Genomic DNA, 21,068 nt, shown 5'->3' with positions numbered 1-21,068 from the left:
CGGATATGTACGCCGACCCGCCCTCGAGGTCACCGGAATGTCCGCACACACATGGGCGCGTGCGGGCAACGGGCAGGTCTTCGGACTCGCGGGCACGCCTGCCGGTCTCCCGGCGGGGCTCCTACTGGCCGTCGCTTCCCGGACCGTCGGGGTCCAGTGCGTGTGACGGCGGTCGTTCCCGCTCACCGCTGCGGGGCAGTCCCGGACTTCCACCGGGTTCCCTCTTACGACATCCCGCCTGGCGGGCGGGACGAACCAGCTGCACCGCCAGCCTAGGCACAGATCCCCCCGCCTGGGTAGTGCGCCCCGCGAGCCCTCGGCGCTTCCGCGTCCGGTCCAGGGCACCGGCACTCCGGATGTGGTCGTGCCCTCCCGACGCCGTTACCGGCCCGGCCCGTGTCGCCCTCGTGCGGTTCAGCGGTTCCGCCGCGTCCCGGAGGGGTGTTCCTGCGCGGGCGGCCGATGCGGGCCAGGAGGGACCGGCGGTCGGCCCGGGGGACGGACGGCCGCCGGGCCGACGGAGGAACGGGACGACGGGCGTGAGCGGCGGCCTCGGTGCCGGGCCGGTGCAGACGTCCCCGTCCCACGCGCCGGACGGCCGCCCGGGAAGACCCGGCGAGGGACGTGCGCGGCGGGGTGCGTCGCCTGCCCGTCCCGTCGCACCGGGACGGGCAGGCGGCAGGTGGCGAACAGCGCGACCGCACCGAGGGCGGCACCGGCCCAACTCAGCACGGTCACCGCCGCGGTGAGCGGCATGTGTGTGGACATCAGCCCCACGGCGACGGCCGGGGTCCCGGACCCCGTGTAGAAGAGGAGGTACAGCGCGGCCGCGATCCCGGCACGCTGTCCGGGAGGTGTCCGCGCGTCCACCGCGCGGGCGGCCCCGCTGACGGCCAGCCCGTGTCCGGACCCGGCGAGCAGCGCCGAGACGAGCGTCGCGGGGAGCGACGCGGCACCGCCGGCGGCGAGGAGCAGCAGGCTCGCGATCAGTGCGGCGAGACCGACGAGCCGTGCCGAGCGTGCCGAGCCGCGCGCGCCGGCGCACTGCGTCAGCACCGAGCACACCAGGACTGCCGCCACCACACCTCCCGCCAGGGCCGGGCCCGCTCCGCGCGATGTACGCGCGAGCAGTGCCGGGAGGAGCGCGAGGTAGATGCCGACGACGGCCCAGGCGAGGAACCCGGCCAGCCCCGCGACGACGAACAACGGCCGGAGCGCGGAGGGCAGCTGCGGACGGGCCGGGCGCCACCGTCGGCGGGCTCCCTCGCAGGCCCCCGGCTCGGGCTCGGGTACGTTCCGGCGCATCAGGTGCCAGACCCAGGCCAGCAGCACCAGGTGCAGCAGGTAGGGGGTGACCAGGGGGGCCGGCGCGTACTGGGCGAGTACCCCCGAGACGGCCGGGCCCGCGGCGGTGCCTGCCGCGAAGGCCAGTCCGGCCAGCAGAGGCCCGCCGACCCGGGCCGCGGGGTGTCGGTGCCGGGTCATGAGGGCCTGGGCGGCGCCGGTCGCGGCCCCCAGCGCCAGCGCCTGGCTCACGCGTCCGGCGAAGAGCCAGGCGGGGCCGGGGGCGAGGAGGAAGCATCCGGAGCCGACGGCGGCCAGCAGCACGCTCGACCGCAGCACGGGCCGGGGGCCCACGACATCGGCGGCCGGGCCGCACAGCAGCAGCGTCGGTCCACTCACCAGCGCGAACGTTGCGAAGAGCAGCGTCATGACCAGGTCGTCGTAGCCGAAGAGGCGCTGGTAGTGCGGGTAGAGCGGGCCGGGCAGATAGGCGCCCGCGGTCAGCACCGCCACCAGGAGCCCGGTGGTCCGCACCGTTCGCCGGTCATCTCTGCCCTCCGGCAGCCGTCGCCCTCGGAGGGACCGTGCGGCGGGCGGGGAGCCGGGGTCCGGATCCGGGCGGGCGCTCCTGCCCCGGGAAAGAAGCTGATCAGTCACGCGAGCCAGTGTGCAGGCCGGGAAACACAAGGGGAATCAAACGAATTCGCGCCCGATCGTGCAAACTCTTCGCATGATTGATTCCCGGCTCCGGATCCTGCAGATGGTCGCCGAGCACGGCACGGTGACCGCCGCCGCCCAGGCCCTGCATTACACGCCCTCAGCGGTCTCGTACCAGCTGCGTCAGCTCGCCGCTGCGGTGGGCACGGAGCTCGTGGTGCAGCAGGGCCGCGGCATCCGTCTGACGAACACCGCCCGCGTCCTGCTGCGCCACGCGGAGCGCCTGCAGGAGCAGTGGGAACTCGCCCGCGCCGAACTGGCCGCAGTCGGTACCGAGCCCACCGGCCCGGTCACACTGTGCGGCTTCTCCACCGCCGCCAGCAGTCTGCTGCCGCCCGCCGCCGCCGGACTGCGCGATGCCCACCCGCACATGAGGGTGCGCATCGTCGAGGCGGAACCGGACCGCTGTTTCGACCTGTTGCTCGCGGAAGAGGCCGATCTGGCCTTGCTCGTCGTCACGGCGGACTCGCCGCCCATGACGGACCAGCGCTTCGACCAGTGGCCGCTGCTGGAGGATCCGCTGGACCTGGTCGTCCCCCACGACCACCCCCTGACGCAGCGCCGGAGGGTCACGCTGGCCGATGCCGCCAGGGAGCAGTGGATCGTGGGCAGCCCGGGTACGACCTACCACCAGCTCGTGCTCGCGGCCTGTATGAGTGCGGGCTTCACACCCGACATCGCCCACTACGCGGACGAGTGGGACACCGGAACGGCGTTGGTCGCGCACGGGTTCGGCGTGATCCTGGTGCCGCGCCTGGCGCGGCTGCGCGAGGATTCGCCCGTCGCCCGGATCCAACTGCGCGGGGAACCGGCCCCGGCGCGCCGCATCATGGCCGTCACCCGCCTCGGTGCCCGGGGGAACCCCGTCCTCGCACAGGCCGTCGAGACCATCACGGCGGTCGCCGCCGAACTCCTCCCGCAGTACTGAGCAGGCCGGGCACGGGACGAGCCGGGGGAAGGGGCGTTCCTCTTCCGGCCACAGAACAGCGGGGCCGGCGGCGCCCCGACTCCTCCCACCGCTGCGCCCGGTCCCGTGCGGCGAGGCGGTGCGGAGCCGAGTGCCTGCTCCGTTCGTCCCGCGGACGCCCCGCACCGGGCGTCGCCACCGCGGCGCGGAACTACTGGTGTGGCAGCGGGGACTCGGGGTACCCGGGGCCGCCGAACGCCTGCCGCAACGGCACGGCAACGGCCATGGCGCGTGCGTCCGGCCACCGCGGACTCCGTGGACGCGGATTCCGGACCCGGTGCCCGGGCCCGGCCCGCCCGCAACCCGAAAGGAATTCCCAGTGCTGCACCCGGCGGAGAAGACGCTCCGACTCCTCCTCGCCCGCTACGCCGACGCCCGCGCACAGCACGAGACCGCTCCCACTCCGGCGACCCGCGAAGCGGTGGAGGACCTGGCGTACACCCTGTGCGTGACCACGGACACCCGGTCCCTCACCGAGGCCCTCTCCGCAGCCGACCGCATGCTGGAGCGCCACGTCACGCAGCGGAAGCACGGCACCCGGCGGGGGCGCGCACACGGGGCCACGGCCGCGGTCTGAATCCGGGAATCCGGTCACGCCGGCCGGGCGTGGCCGCGGCTGCGCCACCGTCCCGCCACGGGCCCGCGGCAGCCGGGCACGGCGCGGGACGCGGCCCCGGAAGCGCGCGACGCCGCCCCGTGCTGCGGGACGCCGGATCTGTCGGGAGACTCGGAAGAGGAACCGTCTCCCGCCCGGAGGTAGCGCAACCCATGTCAGCTTCCCAGGACAAGCCCCTGCCCCTGCCGGACTTCGACCAGCTTCCCGCGGGCGCGGTCGAGCACCGCATCCGGCCGCTGTCCGGCGAGGACGTGCAGCGGCTTCTCGATCACGAGCGGGCCCACGCGAACCGGACACAGGTCGTGCACTTCCTCACCGCGCGGCTCGACGAACTGGCAGCCGGGGCCGAGCCCACCGGAGGAGATCCGCAGGGCGAGCGTCCCGAGCGGTCCGACGGGGCCTCCGGGCGCTCACCGGCCGCACCGGACACCGCAGCCGAGCCCACGGAACCCCTCCGGCACGGGCGGCACCGCTTCTGACCGGCGCGAGGCGGCCCCGGGCCGGCGGTACGCCCCGGCGGCCCGCTGCCGGTCTCAAGGCCGGCACGGCCGTATAGCCTGGCGAAATGCTCCCCGAAGTCACAGCCACGCGCTACGTCACGCCCCTGAGAGAGGGCGGATCGCTCCCCGGGCTCGTCGAGGCCGATGATCTGGGCACCTATGTCATGAAGTTCGTCGGCGCCGGTCAGGGCCGCAAGACGCTGGTGGCCGAAGTGCTGTGCGGCCGGCTCGCGCTGCGGCTCGGGCTGCGGGTGCCCGACCTGGTGCGGGCGTGGCTGGACCCGGTGATCGGACTGTCCGAACCCGACGAGGAGGTGCAGGCGCTGCTCAAGGGGAGCGGCGGCCTCAACCTGGGGATGGACTTCCTGCCCGGCTCGCTGGGCTTCGATCCGCTGGCCTACCAGGTGAGTTCCGAGGAAGCCGGACGGGTGGTGTGGTTCGACGCGCTGGTGGGCAATGTCGACCGCTCCTGGCGCAACCCCAACATGCTGGTGTGGCACGGTGATCTGTGGCTGATCGACCATGGCGCGACGCTGGTCTTCCACCACAACTGGCCCACCGCGCGGGCGGCCGCCGAGCGCCCCTACGACGCCTCCGACCACGCGCTGGCGCCCTTCGCCCCGCGTACCGAGGAGGCCGCGGCCGAACTGGCCCCCCGCGTCACCGAGGAACTGCTCTCCGAGTGCGCAGCCGAGATCCCCGACGAGTGGCTCGCGGACGAGCCGGGCTTCGCCGACCCGGACGCGGTGCGCGCCGCGTACACCGAGGTCCTGGCCTCCCGCGCCCGTACGATCCAGGAGCGGATCACGCTCGGTGAGCCGAGCAAGGACGGACCCTCGCAAGCGCCTGGGTGGCTCACCGGGAAGGGTGGCGGTGCCGAGTGAAGCGGATGTCTGCGGAGCCGGCCGCGCGCGGCGATCTCGATGTGTTCGAGTACGCGCTGCTGCGTGTCGTTCCCCACATCGAGCGCGGTGAGCTGATCAACGCGGGGGTGCTGGTCTACTGCCGCGCGCGCTCCTACCTGGGCGCCCGCACCCATCTGGACGAGGACCGGCTGTTCGCCCTCGACCCGTGTGCCGATGTCCGCGGGGTCCGTGCGGCGCTGCACGCCGTGGAGTGCGTGTGCGGCGGCGGTGCCCGGGCCGGGCAGGCGGCCGGGGACGACGCGGGGCGGCGCTTCCGCTGGCTGGTGGCACCGCGCAGCACGGTCGTCCAGCCCGGTCCGGTGCACACGGGGCTGACGGCCGACCCGGAAGCCGAGAGCGAGCGTCTGCTGGATCTGCTGGTGCGCTGAGCCGGGTACGGGGGCTGCATCCGGGTGCCGCTCCCGCACCGGGCGCCGTTGACAGGGCCTGGCGTGCCTCATAGCGTCACGACTGCCAGAGGTACTAAGCGGTTGCTCACCCATTCCGGCCGAGGAGACACCAGCATGTCCAGCACCGAGCAGCGAGTCGCGATCGTGACGGGCGCCGCCCGAGGGATCGGCGCGGCCACGGCCGTCCGCCTCGCGGAGGAGGGCCACGCCGTCGCCGTCCTCGACCTCGACGAGGCCGCCTGCGCCGCGACCGTCGAGCAGATCACCCGGCAGGGCGGCAAGGCGCTCGCCGTCGGCTGCGACGTCTCGGACTCCGGACAGGTCGAGGCCGCGGTCACCCGCGTCACCGAGGAGCTCGGGGCGCCCGTGGTCCTGGTGAACAACGCCGGGGTGCTGCGCGACAACCTGCTGTTCAAGATGAGCGACAACGACTGGGACACGGTCTTGAACGTGCATCTGCGCGGCGCCTTCCTGATGTCCCGCGCCTGCCAGAAGTCCATGGTGGACGCCGGATTCGGGCGCATCGTCAACCTCTCCTCGTCCTCCGCGCTGGGCAACCGCGGCCAGGTCAACTACGCCGCTGCCAAGGCCGGTATGCAGGGCTTCACCAAGACCCTCGCCAAGGAACTGGGCAAGTTCGGCATCACGGCCAACGCGGTGGCCCCCGGATTCATCGCGACCGACATGACCGCCGCCACCGCCGAGCGCGTGGGCATGGGCTTCGAGGACTTCAAGACCGCCGCGGCCGGCCAGATCCCGGTCCAGCGCGTGGGGGAGCCGGCCGACATCGCCAACGCGGTGGCCTTCTTCGTCGACGAGAAGGCCGGCTTCGTCTCCGGCCAGGTGCTGTACGTCGCCGGCGGACCCCTCAACTGACGGCCGGCGAGGAGTGGATCGCATGACGGAGCAGAACACGGGCGGGCAGCCCGAAAGCGGGAAGGTCGCCCTGGTCACGGGTGGCAGCCGGGGCATCGGCTACGGAGTCGCCGAGGCGCTCGTGGCACGCGGCGACCGGGTGTGCATCACCGGGCGGAACGCGGACGCGCTCGAGGAGGCGGTCGAGCGGCTCGGCCCCGACCGGGCCATGGGAATCGCGGGCAAGGCGCACGATCCGGAACACCAGGCGGCGGCCGTCGACGGTGTGATGGAGGCGTACGGGCGCGTCGACCACCTGGTCAACAACGCGGGCACCAATCCGGTGTTCGGGCCGATGGCCGAGCTGGACCCGGGCGTGGCACGCAAGGTGTTCGAGACCAACGTGATCTCGGCGCTCGGCTTCGCGCAGCGCACCTGGGCCGCATGGCAGCGGGAGCACGGCGGCACGATCGTCAATGTCGCCTCGATCGCGGGCCTCTCGGCCTCGCCGTTCATCGGCGCGTACGGGATGAGCAAGGCCGCCATGATCAACCTGACCCAGCAGCTCGCGCACGAGTTCGCGCCGGGGGTCCGGGTCAACGCGGTGGCGCCGGCCGTGGTCAAGACGAAGTTCGCCGCCACGCTCTACGAGGGGCGTGAGGAGGAGGCGGCCGCCCGCTATCCGATGGGCAGGCTCGGCGCCCCCTCGGACGTGGCAGGCGCCGCGGCGTTCCTCACCTCCGCGGAGGCGGGCTGGATCACCGGGCAGACGCTGACCGTGGACGGCGGTCTCTTCCTCAACGCGGGTGTCGAATAGCACAATAGGCGCGCCCGTGCGGACGTCGGACAGGTGCAGCGGTTTCGCGCACCAAGCGGCCTATGGCTCTTATGTCCGGGTGTCGGACTCCAAGTCCCGGCACCCGGACAGCTCGTTCTGCTCCGTGACGGCTGTGGCTGGGGTAATGTCCAAACCCTTTCCCGTAGTCGGGTGACGTCGGAGCGTGGACGCACCCCGTGGGCACCGCACCAGAGGTAAGGCACCGCCGACTGAGGAGCGCGCACGTGTTCGACCGGAATGGGCTGCTGAAAGTCGCAGCGACCATACTCTCCCTCGTACTCCTGGCAGGGTGCAGCGCCCTCTCCGGGGGCGACGGGGGCGAGGAGCACAAGATCGTGGTCGGCACCACAAGCGCCCCCAGTTCGTTGGACCCGGCTGCTGCCTGGGACGGCTCCTGGGAGCTGTACCGCAATGTCTTCCAGACCCTGATGACCATCCCGAACACCGGGACCTCGCCGGAACCCGAGGCCGCGCAGGACTGCGGGTTCACCGACTCGGCCAGCCGGATCTACCGCTGCGAGCTGCGCAAAGGGCTGAAGTTCTCCAGCGGCCGCAAGCTGGACGCCCAGGCGGTGAAGCACACCTTCGACCGCATCACCTCGATCGAGTCGCCGAAGGGTCCGGCCGCGCTGCTGGCCAATCTGGAGCAGGTCGAGATGAAGAGCAGCCGGGTGGTGGTCTTCCGGCTCAGGAAGTCCGACGCGACCTTCCCCTTCATCCTCTCCACCCCCGCCACCTCCCTCGTCGACCCCGACGACTACCCCCGCGCGAGCCTGCGGCCGGGCAACGAGGTGACGGGCTCGGGGCCCTACGAGCTCAAGAGCTACGAGTCCGGAAAGCGGGCCGTGCTCGTCCGCAACGACGATTACAAGGGCACCGCCAAGATCCGGAACGACGCGGTCACCATCCGCTACTACAAGCGGTCCACCAAGATGGTCGGCGACCTCAGGCACGGCCGAATAGACCTGACCTACCGCGGTCTGACGCCCGATCAGGTGCTGCAGTTCCAGGAGGCCGCCACCACGGGCGACACCTCCTTCGACCTGAGCGAGATCACCGGCTCCGAGGTGCATTTCCTGGTCTTCAACCCGAAGGACGAGCAGGCCGCCAAGCCCGCGGTACGCCGCGCCGTCGCCCAGCTGGTCGACCGCAAGAAGCTGGTGCGCGAGGTCTACGACCGGACCGCGAACCCGCTCTACTCGATGGTCCCGACGGGCATCACCGGGCACACCAACGCCTATCTCGACCGCTACGGGGAGCCCGACCGCGGCAAGGCGCGCGCCATACTCCGGGACGCGGGCATCACCGACAAGGTGCGGCTCACCCTCTGGTACGCCGAGGACCGGTACGGCGACTCGACCAGCCGGGAGTTCGCCGAACTCAAGGAGCAGCTGGAGGACTCCGGTCTGTTCGACATCACGCTGCGGTCGCGCTCCTGGGAGAACTTCCAGGACGGATACCTCAAGGGGCAGTACCCGGTCTTCGGCCGCGGCTGGTCCGCCGACTTCCCGGACGCGGACAACTACATCACCCCCTTCGTGGGAGAGAAGAACGCGATGGGCACCCCCTACGAGAACCGGAAGCTGACCGAGGAGCTGCTGCCGTACTCCCGTCGGCAGAGCGACCGCGGCGCGGCCGGCCAGTCGTTCGCCAAGGTGCAGCGGGAGATGGCCGAGGACGTGCGGCTGCTGCCGCTGTGGCAGGGCAAGGTCTACATCGCCGCCGAGAAGGATGTCGCGGGGGTCGAGTGGGCCATCGACGCCTCGGTCATCATGCGCGTCTGGGAGCTGTACAAGAAGTCGAGCTGGTAGCCGCGAGGGTGCCGCCCGGGCCCGTCCCGCGGCGTTCCGGGGCCGTCCTGCGCTGTCAGTGCGAGACGGTACCTTCGGTGCGGTCAGTGAGCACGACGGAAGTGCACCACCCGCAGCGGAGGTAACAGCGCGTGAAGGAAATGCTGCCCCGGTCCTGGCAGGGCGTCCTCGGCGAGGAGACCGAGAAGCCCTACTTCAAGGAGCTGGCGGAGTTCGTCGAGGGGGAGCGGGAGCGGGGACCGGTCTACCCGCCCCGCGAGGAGGTGTTCGCCGCCCTCGACGCGACCCCGTACGAGCAGGTGAAGGTGCTCGTCCTCGGCCAGGATCCGTACCACGGCGCGGGCCAGGGGCACGGTCTGTGCTTCTCGGTCCGTCCGGGCGTCCGCACCCCGCCCTCGCTGCGCAACATCTACAAGGAGATGCAGGACGAGCTGGGCCACCCCGTGCCCGACAACGGCTATCTGATGCCGTGGGCCGAGCAGGGCGTGCTGCTGCTCAACGCGGTGCTGACCGTGCGTGAGGGCGAGGCCAACTCGCACAAGGGCAAGGGCTGGGAGAAGTTCACCGACGCGGTCATCCGCGCCGTCGCGGACCGGCCCGACCCGGCGGTGTTCGTGCTGTGGGGCAACTACGCGAAGAAGAAGCTGCCGCTCATCGACACCGAGCGGCACGCGGTGGTGCAGGGCGCCCACCCCTCACCGCTGTCGGCGAAGCGCTTCTTCGGATCCCGGCCCTTCACCCGGATCGACGAGGCCGTCGCGGCCCACGGCCACACGCCCGTCAACTGGCGCATCCCCGGTCTGAGCTGAGCCACGCGGGGCTCAGCCCGGGGTGAGCGCCATCGCCGGAGGCGGCCGTTAGCGTCGTGTCCTCAGCACTCGGCGAACGGGAGGAGCCCCTCGTGGCGGAGCCCCAGCAGGACGTGCCCCAGGGCGCGGACCACGCGACGATGGTCAGGATCGGCCAGGCGGTCATGCTGCACCGCGGTGGCGACCGGGAGGAGGCCCGGAACCGCTTCGCCGCGCTGTGGACGGAAACCGACATGGACGCCGACCTGTTCCACCGGTGCACGATCGCGCACTACATGGCCGACACCCAGGACGACCCCGTCGACGAGCTCGCCTGGGACCTGCGCGCCCTCGCGGCGGCCGACGCGCTGGAGCAGGACGGTGCCGGTCGGGCCGAGCACCGGTCGGCGGTCCGCTCGCTGTATCCCTCCCTGTACCTCGACCTGGCCGCCGATCACGTCAAGCTGGGCGACGAGGAGGCGGCCCGGAGCGAGCTGGAGCAGGCCCGGCGCAGGCTGGAGGCGCTCCCGGCGGACGCGTACCGGCAGGGCCTCCTGGCCGCCGTCGAACGCCTGGAGAAGCGGATCGCCGACGGCGCCGCCTCACCGGGCGGGCGCCCGGGCGACGCCGACGGCCCGGACACCGGCACGGACCCGCAGCCATAGCGCGCCTGCGGCGGCGGCCTCCCCGGCGGGGCGCCGCCTGCCCCCTTCCTCCGGGCGGGCCTCCGCGAGGCCGGGGGCGACCCCCGGTACGGGGAGTGGCGTGCGGGGGCCGGGGTCACCTCCCGTACTGGGAGCGGCAGATGCGTGCCTGCGCGCTGTCCGCGTCCCAGCGGCCGTAGGACTCGCCCAGCTCGCAGACGGCACTGTCCGGACGCGCCGGGTGGTTGCCGCGCCGGTGCCGCCCGCGTGCCCCGGAGCCGTCGTGGCCGTGGCCCGTCCCGCCACCGATGACCGGTGCCGGGTCCCGGCCCGGGGCGCCGGGCCGCTGCCGGGGATGTGCCGGAGGCCGGCCCGGGGTCCCTGCCGTGCCCGTCGGATGCGCGTCCTCGCGGCCGGGTGTGCCGCTTCGCGGGGGCTGCGCGCCGGGGGAGGGGGCCGGGCCGGGACCCCGGCGCGGCAGCTGGGACAGCGCCTCCTTCGCCGGGGGCCGCACCAGGCGGCGGGTCGGTACGGCCCCGCCGCGGGGCGGATGGGAGTGCTGGGCTGCGGGCTTACCGCCGGGCTCACCGGGGCCGCCCTGGACGGTGACGCACCCGGTGGTGGTCGAGAGCGCCACTCCCAGGAGGGCCATGGCTTTCGTCATTCGTGACACTCCGGCAACTCTTCCCACCCGGGTCGCCGTGCGGAAGCCCCCTCAGGAGTGATCGGGGAGCGTTCAGAAGCCGGTTCTGCCGTCGATGCGCTCCCGCAGCAGATCGGCGTGGCCGTTGTGCCGCGCGTACTCGCCGATCACGTGCAGATGGATCCACCGCAGGGAGTTGGTCCAGGCTGGCCGCCACGGGCTGGTTCCCGTGTCGTCGAGGGAGCGCGCGGCCGCGGACCTGCGGGCCCGGTCGACCTCCTGCCGCCAGACGGCCAGTGTCCGCGCCCCGCTCTCGGCGTCCGCCACCGAGAAGTCGCCGTCCGGTGCGTCCTTCGAGGAGTAGAGCGGTTCGGAGTCGGCCTCACCGAACACGGTCCGGAACCAATGCCGCTCCACCTTGGTCAGATGTCGGACCAGCCCCAGCAGCGTCAGCCCGGAGGGCGGGGCGGAGGCGGTCCTGAGCTGCTCGTCGCCGAGCCCGGCGCACTTGGCGGCGAGCGTGGCGCGCTGGAAGTCCAGCCACTGTTCGAGCAGTTGCCGCTCGGCTCCGTCGCCCTGCGGCAGCGGGAGCCCGCTCACCGCGCCGACCGGCGGTCCCTGGGGCTGCCCGGCACCGGCCGCCCGCTCCTGGGGCGCGGTCCGCAGTCCGGGGGCCGGCTGGTCCTCGTGTGTGGTCATGCGGTCATCCTGGTCGCCACCGGTGCGGGTGCGGTTCCGCCGCGCCGGTGACCGCGTGCGGTGTCAGCCGTGCGGTGTCAGCCGTGCGGTGTCAGCCGTGCGGTGCCGGCATCCCGGTGAGGATCTCCCGCACGCTCTCCCGCAGCTCTTCCTCGGTGGGGACGGTGCTGCTGAAGGTGCCCGCCGTGCAGCTGAAGAGGATCCCGTCGCACCAGGCCGGCAGGGAGAGGGCGTGCCGCTCGGGGGTTGGGGAGCCGGCCGCGGCGAGCAGCGCGCGCAGCGGCCCGGCGAAGTCGCTCAGCCCGGTCCTGTCGTGGTGCGCCCGCAGCTCCGGGCGGCGGTACGCGGGCTGCACCGCCTGGCGCATTCCCACCGAGCGCCCCGCAGAAGATGCCGAGCCGCACGAGGTCTGGGGGAGGGGCCGGACATGGGGTACGTAGCCGCTTCCGGACGGCAGGGTCTACAACCAGGCGCCGGAGGACGCCGCCGTCCTGGCCCGGTTCGCCGACCCGGCGGGCGACCCCGCCCGAGGCGCCGGCCCGCTTCACCCGGCACCGGCTGCCCCGCACGGCCGAGATTTGCGCCGTTCGGCGCGCGCGAGTCGGGCGACGACCCTGACCGGCGCCGTGAGCTGTCTGCTGCGCGACGCGGCACCCGTCACCCTCGACCACCTCGCCCCCGCCGCCGCGCTCCGCGCCTTCGCGGGGATCGCCGACCGGCGCCCACCGCCTCGCACGTATGCTGCCCAGTCACAGTCAGCAGCGCAGTAGCGAGGGAGAACCCGTGCGGATCGGCGTGATCGGACTCGGCGACATCGCCACAAAGGCGTACCTGCCGGTACTCATGGCCCAGCCGGGCCTGGAGCCGCATCTGGTCACCCGCACCCCGGCCACCCTGGCCGCCGTCGGGGACGCCTACCGGGTCCCGGCCGCACACCGCCACACCGGCCTGGACGGCCTGCTCGCCGCCCGGCCGGACGCCGCCTTCGTGCACGCCGCCACCAGCGCACACCCGGAGCTGGTCCGGCGGCTGCTGGAGGCCGGCGTGCCCACCTTCGTCGACAAGCCCCTCGCCTACGAGCTCGCCACCTCCCGCGCCCTGGTGGAGCTGGCCGAACGCCGCGGCACCGGCCTCGCGGTCGGCTTCAACCGGCGGCACGCCCCCGGGTACGCGCAGTGCCTGGAGCACCCGCGGGAGCTGATCCTCCTGCAGAAGCACCGGACGGGCCTGCCCGAGGACCCCCGCCACACGGTGCTCGACGACTTCGTCCACGTCGTCGACACCCTCCGCTTCCTGGTCCCCGGCGAACCGGACCGCATCGACGTGCGGGCCCGGGTCCGCGACGGGCTGCTGCACCACGTCGTGCTCCAGCTGGCGGGCGACGGCTTCGCCGCGCTCGGCGCCATGAACCGGCTCTCCGGCTCGGCCCAGGAGGTCCTGGAGGTGTCCGGTCAGGACGCCAAGCGCGAGGTCCGCGACCTGGCGGAGATCGTCGACCACAAGGGCCGGCCCAGCGTCCGCCGCCGCGGCGACTGGGTGCCCGTCGCCCGGCAGCGCGGCATCGAGCAGTGCGTGCTCGCCTTCCTCGGGGCCGTGCGGGACGGCAGGACCCCCGATGCGCGGGACGCGCTGCGCACCCACGAGCTGTGCGAACGCGTCGTCAACGACGCACTGGAGCAGTCGCGCTGAGCTGTGAGCGGCCCCGCGCCCCGCGCGCGCGTGCCGCGCGCGCTCCCTCCACCATGCCGTAGGCCGCCAGCGCGGTCGGCGCCAGTCGCAGCGTCCAGTCGCCGAAGCGGACATAGAGCGTCGTCCCCGAGGCCAACGGCACCTCGGTGAGCCGCGCCGCGCTGGTGCCGGTGCCCATCGGAGCCCCCAACCGCTCGCCTCCGGGGCCGTACAGCGCGCTCACCCCGGTGAGCGTCGCGTGCACCACGGGGCGCCCCGACTCGGCCGCCCGCAGCGCCCCCAGCGACGCGTGCTGCTGCGGCGCCCAACTGTGCTGGAAGGACGAGGTCGAGGACTGCGCCACCACCATCCGGGCGTGCTCGGCGGCCAGCTGCCTGCTCATGTCGGGGAAGGCCGTCTCGAAGCAGATCAGCGGGCCGAACCGCAGCCCGTGCGCCCGCATCACCACCGGTTCCTCGCCGCGCCTGCGGTCCTCGCCCGCCGCACGGCCCACCGACGTCGCCCAGCCGAGCACCGACCGGGCCGGAACGTACTCGCCGAAGGGCACCAGCCGCATCTTGTCGTAGCGCTGCCCGGTGAGCCCTTGTTCGTCCACCAGCACCGAACTCTTGTAGATGCCCGGGCGGTCGCTGCGCCGCGCGTCGACGTTCACCAGCAGCGGAGCCCCCGTCAGCCGGGAGAGCGCGGACAGTCTGCGCACCAGCCCGGGACGGGCGGAGAGGTCGTAGCCGACGCTGCTCTCCCCCCACACGATCAGGTCCGGATCGCGGCCGGCCAGTCGGCGGGTCAGCTCCTCGCCGCGCGCGAACCGCTCCTGCCGCGACTGCGTCTCCCCGATCTGCACGACGGCGATCCGGGTGCGGCCCGCCGGTTCGGGCCGCGGCGCCCACGCCCAGGCGGCCCCGCCGGCGGCCGCCACGGACATCAGGACGACCAGGGCGGCCGTCCGGGCACGCGGCAGCGCCGTCAGCGCGACCAGCGCGGTGTTCACGGCCACCACCAGGAAACTCACCAGCCACACGCCGCCCACGGAGGCCAGTCGCAGGGCGGGCCGCACCTCCCACTGGCTCGCGCCCAGCAGCCCCCACGGCCCGCCCAGGTACTCCCAGGACCTGACCAGTTCGGCCAGCAGCCAGCCCGACGGAACCAGCACCACGGCCGCCGCCAGCCGGCCGGCGCCGGGAGCGCCGCCCAGCAACCGGTGCACCAGCCAGCCCCAGGGCAGCCACAACAGCCCCAGCAGCGCGGCCAGCAGGACGATGAACACATGCAGGCTCGGCATCAGCCAGTGGTGCATCGCCAGCATGAACCCCGTGCCGCCCGACCATCCGGCGAGCGCGGCGGCGCGGCCCGACGGAGCGGCGCGCAACAGCAGCAGCCACGGCACCAGCGCCACGTACGCGATCCACCACAGCGCGGGCGCGGGGAACGCCAGCACCGGCAGCGCGCCCGCCACCGGCGGCAGCACCCGACGGGCCCAGCGGGACGCCGGCCACGGCGGCATGGGCGCCCTCCTTCGTCCGGTGATCAGATCACCCAGTGTGCGGGAGGGTGCGCGCGGTGGCGAGGGGCGTGCCGGGGCGGGCGCGGCGCGGCCGGTTCACCGTGCGGACAGGGACACCGCGCGGCCACCGGCCGGATGCGCCGGCGACGTACGGGGACCGGGCACCACGCTGAGCACCTCCGCCTCGGACGTCCGCAGCGCCGCGGACTCCGCTGCCGGACCGCGATCAGGCCCGTCGGCGCGATCCGGCGCCCCGGCCGCTCCCGGCCGGGCCGCGCGGCGGGACTGCCCCGGCTCCTCCGTGCGTGCCTGCCGCGCGCTGTCGGACGTCAGGACGACCAGCCCCCAGGTGGTCAGCGCGCCCGCGGCCAGCGCCAGCACCGTGCCCGTCGCGCCGTACCGGAAGCTCTCCTCCAGCAGCAGTATCCCGGCCGCCGCGGCGACCACCGGGTTGGCCACGGTGGCGGTCGCCAGCGGCGTCGCCAGTCCGCCGTCCCGGTAGGACGCCTGGGAACTCGCCAGCCCGGTGGCTGCCAGCACCACCGTCAGACCCGCGAGCGCCACGGAGACGGCGAGCGGGGCCGAGGCCCAGCCCTCGGCGAGCGACTTGACGAAGACCGAAGCGGCGCCGTACGCCACCCCGGCGGCCAGCGCCAGCGCCGTGCTCCGCAGGGCGCCGAGACGGCCGCCGGGGCGGCCGTGCACCGTACGCCGTACCGCCGCCGCCGCGCCCGCCAGCAACGCGACGAGGCCCAGGACGCAGCCCGCGAGGAGGAACTGGCCGCCGCGGTCGAGGGAACCCACGCCGGTGTCCCCGGTCAGCAGCAGGATGCCGGCCAGACCGGCCGAGACCAGCACGATGCCCCGCCATGCGGAGGGCGTCACCGGCCGCCGTCCCAGGAGCGCCGCCAGCGGCGCGGCGAGTACGAGCGTGAGCACGCCGAGCGGCTGCACGACGGTCAGCGGCCCCTGGGCGAGTGCCGCCACGTGCAGCAGGGCTCCCGCCCCCTGCAGGGCCGCTGCGGTCCACCACATCCCGGACCGCAGCAGCCTCCACCGGCTCGGCTCGGTCGAGCTGGCGATCTTCTCCTGCACGATCGCGGCCAGTGCGTAGCTCACCGCGGATACCAGCGAGAGCAGCACCGCCATGGTCAGCGCGCTCATATCCGCTCCGTGCAGCACCGGTCGGGCATCGCGTTCATGCCCTCCACGGTTCCGTATTCCTGACGGCCTGTCGTCACCTGCCGGCACCGTCTTGATGTACCACCAGGGGAGTACGGCACGGCCCCGTCTCCCCCTGTCAGGTGATGTCTCCCGGCGGACGCCGGTGCGCCGGAGGCGGTCCGTCCGGATTCGGGCGGCGCCCGTCGGGGGCCGCCCCGCCCCGCGGTGCACGGGCGGGTGCGGGCGGCCGGGCCGTTCGTGGCACCGGAGGGCCGCCCGCACCGCGGCGGTGCGCCCGGGGCGTCGCCGGCGCGGTGCCGTCGGCCGGGCGCGGAGGGCCGCCCGTCAGGGCTCCGCGGGGAACGGCCCCTCGCCCGAGACCTCGACCGGACCGAACCCGCTGCCGAGCACGGTCACCCGGCACACCCGGCCGTCCGCCAGCCGCAGCCTGGCCGTGTCGCCCTCCAGTTCGGTCCACAGCCGCTGGTCGCCCTCGGGCCTCATGGTGCCGGACCACTTGGTGCCGGGGCCGGTGGTCTCCGTGAACAGCGCTACGTCGACCGGCACCTCGGCGGCTCCGGTCAGCAAGGTCGCGGGACCACGGTAGAAGTTGTCCATGCCGCAAGTGTGGCAGTCCGGTTCCCCGACGGCACAACCGCTCGGCGGGCGGATCGCTCCCCGCGAACCGACGGAACCCCGCCTCCGCGGTGCGGGGGCGGGGTCCGTCGGCCGACGTGCTGATGCTGCGCTGGTGTGACCTAGAAGTGGTTCTTGCAGTAGTTCTGCGCCGCCGGACTCAGCAGCGGGACCAGGAGCGGGTTGCCGCAGACGTTGGCACCCACCTTCACGGGTACCTGGACATTGTCGCCGGAGAGGATGCCGGGCGACTTGCCGGTCACTCCCACCACCGGGTCGTCGCCGGCGACGGCGGTTCCGGTGGAGCCGAGCAGTGCGGTGGCGCTGAGGGCGCCGACCACGAGGGCCGTACGGATACGCATGTGCTCTCCCGTGCGAGGTGGCTGTTGTCTCCACGCCCACCGTGGGCGTGCACGCCGCCCCCCGCACTTCGGCCTGCTCCGCCCGGGTGGTGCGTTGGTACGGTGCGAGCCGGCGGGGAACCGCCGGACGAAGCGGAAGGGGGCCGCGGATGGCCGCGGAGGAGGAGCCGCACGGCGGGCCGCACGACGGCGGAGGAGAGCACGGCGAACGCGCCGAGGCGGTGGCGCTCCCCGGCACCCGCCCGGTCGGTGGACGACGGGTGCTGTGCCGGATGTGCGGGCAGCCGCTGCGCGACCGCGCCTCCCGGCTCTGGGGCCTGGGACCCGACTGCCGGCACAAGCTGTCCCTGCGTACCGCCCCCGAACCGCCCCGGAACGAGGTCGACCAGGACGTGCTGCCGGGGCTGTGACCGGCGGCTCCTGGCGCGTCTGCACCGGGATTCCGCGGCGCGACGGGAATCATGGGGGAGCACACCGGCGAAAGGCAGCTCCCCGTGTCCCAGCCACCGCATCCCGGGCCCGACCGGAACGACGACCGCCGCTCCCGGCGCTCCCGCTCCGGCACGGAACCGGTGACCGCGCGCAGCGATCTGTGGCTGCGCACCCTGCTCTCGTCCGTCGGAGTGCCGTTCTTCGCCGCGGCTGCCGCGCTGTTCGCCTGGTGGGCCGCGGCCTCGGACAGCCACAGCACCCCCAGCGACCGGGTGCTGACCGTGCTGGCGGCGCTGTGCGCCGCGTTGGCGCTGATCGCGGCTGTCGATCTGCTGGTGCTTCGGCGCAGGCGGGCCCAGGAGCGGCAGCGGCGCCGCCGCTGAGCCGACGGGCGTTCGGGGAGTCGACGAGCTGTCCGGTTCACTGCTGGGCGTCCGGGGTGCGAGCTGCGGGCGTCGGGTGTCGTCGGGTGCTCAGCCCACCGACTCGCCCGCGTGCGGGCTGAGGACACCCGCCGCCATCAGGGCGAAGAGGGCCGCTCCGAGCAGGATCCGGTAGATGACGAACGGCATGAAGCTGCGGGTGGAGATGAAGCGCATGAACCAGGTCATCAACCCAGGTCTTCAGATGCTTTGACCTGCATCTTCAGCCACTCCATGAGCGGCGGTGGGAGAGGAATGGGAGACGACTCCCACAGGCGTTCACCCTCCCGGGCGACGAACCGCATCCACCTGGCCTGCAGCGTCTCCATGATGGCCCGCTCCATGCCCGTTGTCACGTTCGCGTACAGGCCCTCCACGCCGGCCACCTCGTGGCCCATGCGCGTCTCCGTCGCGATCCGGCTGTGCCCGTCCTCGTCCAGCCACTCCTTGTGCCCGTGCCGCAGCAGGTACAGGCGCTTCCCCGCATAGCCCGTGGCCGGAAGCTCCGGCACCGGACGCCGGGAGCCGGCCGTCTGCTGCTGACCCAGCCGCACACGCTCGTACTTCTCGCGGCTCTCCCTGCCGTCCGCGATGGGCCGCCAGTAGTGGTAGGTGAAGTTCGCGTTGGCGAGCGACCCGCCACCGATACCGCGGAACACGGTCGGCGCCTCGTGCGAGGAGGCGAGCATCTCCAGCAGCTCCGCGAGGAACGCCGGCACCACCAGGTCCCGATGCGACTCGTACTTCGGCGGGAACAGCTTGATGGGCCCGGTGCCGTTCTCCCGCTGGTACTGCCACTCGACGCGCAGCGCCGGCATGGGCTCGTCCCCGCGGTAGCGCTGCAGCGACTCCTCGCGCCGCTCCCGGTCCGGGTCCGACGCCGGCCAGGCCGGGTGGCAGAACTCGCGGCGCAGGGCGTACAGCTCCCCGGGGCGCATCCCGGTGAACGGCATCGTGTACATGAAGACGTACCCGTCGAGGCCCCAGAAGGCCAGCGCGTTGAGTGCGAGACGGTGCACGTCCTCGATGCGCATCTCGCGCTTCTTCTCGCGCGGCTTCTTCTTGTACTTCCCGCGGCGGCTCTTGCGCTTCACGGGGGAGGCGGCCCGCAGCCCGTCGTCGACCGCGTCGTCCATCATCATCGAGAAGACGAGCAGGATCTCACCCGCATACCGGGTCCCGACGTTCGGCCGGGCCTTGAGTTCCTTCTCCCACAGCCGGTACTGGCTGGGTTTGATGTCGCCCACGGGGACGTCGCCCCAGCGGGGCTCGATGTACAGGCGGATGAACGATCGGACGTTGTGCAGGCGCAGGTGGCCGACGTCGAGGGTGTCGGGCCAGGTGCGGCAGTAGTCCCGCATGAGGATGGAGCCGTCGCGTCGGCTGATGTACCGGTCGTTGCGGACGTCGGCTTCCCGGTCGAGGCCGTAGTCGTATGCCTCGTCCTCGCCCCAGTCGGTGGACGACAGCGAGTCGTAGATCTTCTTGCCGGTGTCGGGGTCGACGCGGCCGGTGTCCCACCGCACTCGAACGCTGCGTCCTCGCCGCTCGATGTACGGCATCGCATGCTCCTCCGGTACGGCGGTGCGCGGCGGGCACCCCCTGTCCGCCGCGCGTTCCCGCTCGACGGTGCGCTAGGCCAGGTGGGCTACGGGGCATCCCTGGCAGAGCGCACAGTCACCTCCTTGACGCTTGACCAGGTCGCGCACGACGGCTCTGGCGTGAGCGTCGTGCGCGACTCGGGGCGTCGTTGCGCACACGATTGTGTCATCGATCTTCCCTCGGAACCCGTAGAACTCGTCGCCGAGGTCGAGCGTGACTGGCTCGTGGTGCAGCATGAGCTTCCCCCTTCCGGAGAAGTTGGAACCTCCCAAGTAGCGCCAATAGTCCCATGTTCAACAGCACTTGTTGGTGCGTCTGGTGCTGGTGTGACTGGTGGTTATGTAACAACTTGGCTCGCGGAAAGGGTTGTACGGCTAGCGCAGCTTTCCTTGCCGTTCGAGTTCCTCGAGGACCTGCTGCTTGAGCTTCCGGATCTCGGGGGCGGGGAGGTCGGTCGTGGCGACCGCCGCGTCTTGTACTGCCCGGCCGACCGCGTCTTTGAGGTCGTCGGGTTGCACGGGGGAGATGACGGAGCCGTCGGGGCCCGGCTCGATGGTCGTGGGGCTGCCGCCGCGCAGGATCTCCTGGCAGGAGCCGGCGGCCCAGCCGAGCGCTGGTTCGATCTTTCCGTAGGTGTTGTCGCGGACGGACTGTCCGGCTTCGACCTGGTTGTAGGTGTTGATGTTGAGGTCGGCGTCGCGGGCGACGTCGACCTTCGTCTTTCCCAGCTGCGTGCGGCGTAGGCGTACCTGCTCTGCCAGCCGCTGGCGGTGTTCCTTGGGTGTGGAGGGCATGCCCCGCATCTTCTCAGGAACGCACAGGAACCGCCAGGAACGCCTGTGATCGGCTGATTCCGGACCGTAGTGACTCTGTGAGAAGCAGTGAGAAACGATGAAGTTACTCGCTAGTTCTACTAGAAACCATTAGAAGAAGCGGCTACCTTCTCTTCATGGAACAACCCCCAGCCACCTTCGAGGTGAACGGGGCGGCAGTCCGCACCGAGCGAATGCGCCACGGGCTCGACCAGGCACAAGCGGCACATGCAGCAGGCATAACCGCCAGCTACCTGAGCCGCCTGGAGACCGGCACGCGCACCCGCATGAGGCCGGACACCTACGCCGCGCTCCGCACAGCCCTACGCGCCACCGACGACCAGCTCCTCGCACCACTCGACGAGGAGCCCACCGAAGAGAAGAGGTGACCATGTCTCCCCGCCCGACCCCCACGCCCCGCGGCCTTGAGACCTACTACAACGTCAAGCAGGCCACGGTCCGCCTCGGACTCGCCACCGCGGACGAGTCCGACTGGAGCGGCCAGAAGTGGCTTCGTGACGGAGCCAACCGGCCGGCCGACGGCAGCAAGGGCGACCCGTTCCCCTGCACCCGCATGGCCGGGCGGCTCCTGTTCTCCGAGTCGCAGCTCGTCCAGATCGCCGAGATGCACGCGAACGCTCCCGAGCGCCGCGGGCGGGGCCGCAAGACGCGCAAGCCGACCGCCAAGCAGCCGGCCACCGTCGCCGCCTGAGTGCGGCAAACGGCCCCAACCGCCGGGCTTCCACACACCGGCAGCAGGGGCCTACG

General features: G+C 72.8%; 25 protein-coding genes, 1 pseudogene and 1 riboswitch. Of the genes and pseudogenes, 15 read left to right on the top strand and 11 right to left on the bottom strand.

Annotated elements, in window-relative coordinates; translation table 11 throughout:
- Positions 1 to 54 precede the first annotated feature (54 nt).
- A riboswitch (cobalamin riboswitch) is annotated at positions 55 to 275 on the bottom strand.
- A gap of 139 nt (positions 276 to 414) precedes the next feature.
- A complete protein-coding gene (locus A949_RS34155; RefSeq protein WP_019358071.1) occupies positions 415 to 1,818 on the bottom strand; it encodes an MFS transporter in 1,404 nt (467 codons plus the stop codon).
- Between the two features lie 196 nt (positions 1,819 to 2,014).
- Here A949_RS34155 and A949_RS0121350 point away from each other — a divergent pair, with 196 nt between their 5' ends.
- The 10 genes from A949_RS0121350 to A949_RS34150 all read left to right on the top strand — a co-directional run bounded on the left by A949_RS0121350 (position 2,015) and on the right by A949_RS34150 (position 10,356).
- Positions 2,015 to 2,929: a LysR family transcriptional regulator gene (locus tag A949_RS0121350; RefSeq protein ID WP_019358070.1), complete on the top strand. Its 915-nt coding sequence runs from the start codon at positions 2,015 to 2,017 to the stop codon at positions 2,927 to 2,929.
- Positions 2,930 to 3,287: 358 nt separating this feature from the next.
- Entirely contained in the window at positions 3,288 to 3,545 is a 258-nt protein-coding gene (locus tag A949_RS0121345) for a DUF5133 domain-containing protein (RefSeq protein WP_019358069.1), read from the top strand.
- Between the two features lie 191 nt (positions 3,546 to 3,736).
- On the top strand, positions 3,737 to 4,063 hold the full coding sequence (locus tag A949_RS0121340; RefSeq protein ID WP_019358068.1) for a hypothetical protein: 327 nt from the start codon (positions 3,737 to 3,739) through the stop codon (positions 4,061 to 4,063).
- 86 nt (positions 4,064 to 4,149) lie between these two features.
- Positions 4,150 to 4,968, top strand: a complete 819-nt coding sequence (locus A949_RS0121335; RefSeq protein WP_019358067.1) for a HipA family kinase — start codon at positions 4,150 to 4,152, stop codon at positions 4,966 to 4,968.
- Positions 4,969 to 4,973: 5 nt separating this feature from the next.
- Positions 4,974 to 5,378: a DUF3037 domain-containing protein gene (locus A949_RS0121330; RefSeq protein ID WP_026004890.1), complete on the top strand. Its 405-nt coding sequence runs from the start codon at positions 4,974 to 4,976 to the stop codon at positions 5,376 to 5,378.
- Between the two features lie 135 nt (positions 5,379 to 5,513).
- Positions 5,514 to 6,275 (top strand): 3-oxoacyl-ACP reductase FabG, encoded by a 762-nt coding sequence (gene fabG, locus A949_RS0121325; RefSeq protein WP_019358065.1) that lies wholly within the window; start codon positions 5,514 to 5,516, stop codon positions 6,273 to 6,275.
- Between the two features lie 22 nt (positions 6,276 to 6,297).
- Positions 6,298 to 7,071 carry an SDR family oxidoreductase gene (locus tag A949_RS0121320; protein WP_019358064.1) on the top strand — a complete coding sequence of 258 codons (774 nt, stop codon included), beginning with the start codon at positions 6,298 to 6,300 and terminating at the stop codon, positions 7,069 to 7,071.
- 245 nt (positions 7,072 to 7,316) lie between these two features.
- On the top strand, positions 7,317 to 8,903 hold the full coding sequence (locus A949_RS0121315) for an ABC transporter substrate-binding protein (protein ID WP_019358063.1): 1,587 nt from the start codon (positions 7,317 to 7,319) through the stop codon (positions 8,901 to 8,903).
- Positions 8,904 to 9,043: 140 nt separating this feature from the next.
- Positions 9,044 to 9,712 (top strand): uracil-DNA glycosylase, encoded by a 669-nt coding sequence (locus A949_RS0121310; RefSeq protein ID WP_019358062.1) that lies wholly within the window; start codon positions 9,044 to 9,046, stop codon positions 9,710 to 9,712.
- Between the two features lie 92 nt (positions 9,713 to 9,804).
- Positions 9,805 to 10,356 carry a hypothetical protein gene (locus A949_RS34150; protein ID WP_019358061.1) on the top strand — a complete coding sequence of 184 codons (552 nt, stop codon included), beginning with the start codon at positions 9,805 to 9,807 and terminating at the stop codon, positions 10,354 to 10,356.
- Between the two features lie 115 nt (positions 10,357 to 10,471).
- Here A949_RS34150 and A949_RS0121300 read toward each other — a convergent pair whose 3' ends face one another.
- The 3 genes from A949_RS0121300 to A949_RS34145 all read right to left on the bottom strand — a co-directional run bounded on the left by A949_RS0121300 (position 10,472) and on the right by A949_RS34145 (position 12,044).
- Positions 10,472 to 10,999 (bottom strand): hypothetical protein, encoded by a 528-nt coding sequence (locus tag A949_RS0121300; protein WP_019358060.1) that lies wholly within the window; start codon positions 10,997 to 10,999, stop codon positions 10,472 to 10,474.
- Between the two features lie 72 nt (positions 11,000 to 11,071).
- Positions 11,072 to 11,677, bottom strand: a complete 606-nt coding sequence (locus A949_RS0121295) for a DinB family protein (protein WP_019358059.1) — start codon at positions 11,675 to 11,677, stop codon at positions 11,072 to 11,074.
- 91 nt (positions 11,678 to 11,768) lie between these two features.
- Complete coding sequence (locus tag A949_RS34145; protein ID WP_019358058.1) at positions 11,769 to 12,044, bottom strand: hypothetical protein; 276 nt, start codon at positions 12,042 to 12,044, stop codon at positions 11,769 to 11,771.
- A 416-nt stretch (positions 12,045 to 12,460) separates the two neighbouring features.
- Between A949_RS34145 and A949_RS38570 the strand changes: the two genes are divergently transcribed.
- Positions 12,461 to 13,366, top strand: coding sequence for a Gfo/Idh/MocA family protein (locus A949_RS38570; protein WP_019358057.1), 906 nt, complete (start codon positions 12,461 to 12,463; stop codon positions 13,364 to 13,366).
- Here A949_RS38570 and lnt read toward each other — a convergent pair.
- The 4 genes from lnt to A949_RS0121265 form a co-directional block, all read right to left on the bottom strand.
- The gene (lnt, locus tag A949_RS0121280) at positions 13,338 to 14,870 is read right to left on the bottom strand and encodes an apolipoprotein N-acyltransferase (RefSeq protein WP_019358056.1); all 1,533 of its coding nucleotides are present in this window, start codon (positions 14,868 to 14,870) and stop codon (positions 13,338 to 13,340) included. The two genes, A949_RS38570 and lnt, sit on opposite strands and share 29 nt — an antisense overlap.
- A 96-nt stretch (positions 14,871 to 14,966) precedes the next feature.
- Entirely contained in the window at positions 14,967 to 16,034 is a 1,068-nt protein-coding gene (locus A949_RS34140) for a DMT family transporter (protein WP_019358055.1), read from the bottom strand.
- A 345-nt stretch (positions 16,035 to 16,379) separates the two neighbouring features.
- Positions 16,380 to 16,652, bottom strand: coding sequence for a hypothetical protein (locus A949_RS0121270; RefSeq protein WP_019358054.1), 273 nt, complete (start codon positions 16,650 to 16,652; stop codon positions 16,380 to 16,382).
- Positions 16,653 to 16,792: 140 nt separating this feature from the next.
- Positions 16,793 to 17,032, bottom strand: coding sequence for a chaplin (locus A949_RS0121265; RefSeq protein ID WP_019358053.1), 240 nt, complete (start codon positions 17,030 to 17,032; stop codon positions 16,793 to 16,795).
- Positions 17,033 to 17,181: 149 nt separating this feature from the next.
- Here A949_RS0121265 and A949_RS0121260 point away from each other — a divergent pair, with 149 nt between their 5' ends.
- Together A949_RS0121260 and A949_RS34135 are read left to right on the top strand one after the other, a co-directional pair.
- Positions 17,182 to 17,442 (top strand): DUF6011 domain-containing protein, encoded by a 261-nt coding sequence (locus A949_RS0121260; RefSeq protein ID WP_019358052.1) that lies wholly within the window; start codon positions 17,182 to 17,184, stop codon positions 17,440 to 17,442.
- Positions 17,443 to 17,526: 84 nt separating this feature from the next.
- On the top strand, positions 17,527 to 17,847 hold the full coding sequence (locus tag A949_RS34135; protein ID WP_051019577.1) for a DUF6343 family protein: 321 nt from the start codon (positions 17,527 to 17,529) through the stop codon (positions 17,845 to 17,847).
- A 90-nt stretch (positions 17,848 to 17,937) separates the two neighbouring features.
- On the opposite strand, the pseudogene A949_RS36710 reads toward A949_RS34135, so the two are convergent.
- The 3 genes and pseudogenes from A949_RS36710 to A949_RS0121235 all read right to left on the bottom strand — a co-directional run.
- Positions 17,938 to 18,078 (bottom strand): annotated as a pseudogene (locus tag A949_RS36710) (undecaprenyl-diphosphatase); the annotation flags it as partial.
- Positions 18,075 to 19,448, bottom strand: a complete 1,374-nt coding sequence (locus tag A949_RS0121245; protein WP_051019576.1) for an integrase — start codon at positions 19,446 to 19,448, stop codon at positions 18,075 to 18,077. The gene A949_RS0121245 and the pseudogene A949_RS36710, both read right to left, overlap by 4 nt.
- A gap of 414 nt (positions 19,449 to 19,862) precedes the next feature.
- Positions 19,863 to 20,282, bottom strand: a complete 420-nt coding sequence (locus tag A949_RS0121235) for a helix-turn-helix domain-containing protein (RefSeq protein WP_019358047.1) — start codon at positions 20,280 to 20,282, stop codon at positions 19,863 to 19,865.
- Between the two features lie 155 nt (positions 20,283 to 20,437).
- Between A949_RS0121235 and A949_RS0121230 the strand changes: the two genes are divergently transcribed.
- Both A949_RS0121230 and A949_RS0121225 read left to right on the top strand, forming a co-directional pair.
- Positions 20,438 to 20,689, top strand: coding sequence for a helix-turn-helix domain-containing protein (locus tag A949_RS0121230; RefSeq protein WP_026004885.1), 252 nt, complete (start codon positions 20,438 to 20,440; stop codon positions 20,687 to 20,689).
- Positions 20,690 to 20,691: 2 nt separating this feature from the next.
- The gene (locus A949_RS0121225; RefSeq protein WP_037707124.1) at positions 20,692 to 21,012 is read left to right on the top strand and encodes a hypothetical protein; all 321 of its coding nucleotides are present in this window, start codon (positions 20,692 to 20,694) and stop codon (positions 21,010 to 21,012) included.
- Positions 21,013 to 21,068: the final 56 nt, after the last annotated feature.

The sequence above is a fragment of the Streptomyces sp. AA1529 genome, assembly GCF_000280905.1.
GTDB lineage: Bacteria > Actinomycetota > Actinomycetes > Streptomycetales > Streptomycetaceae > Streptomyces.
This window is presented reverse-complemented; position numbering and strand designations above follow the sequence as displayed.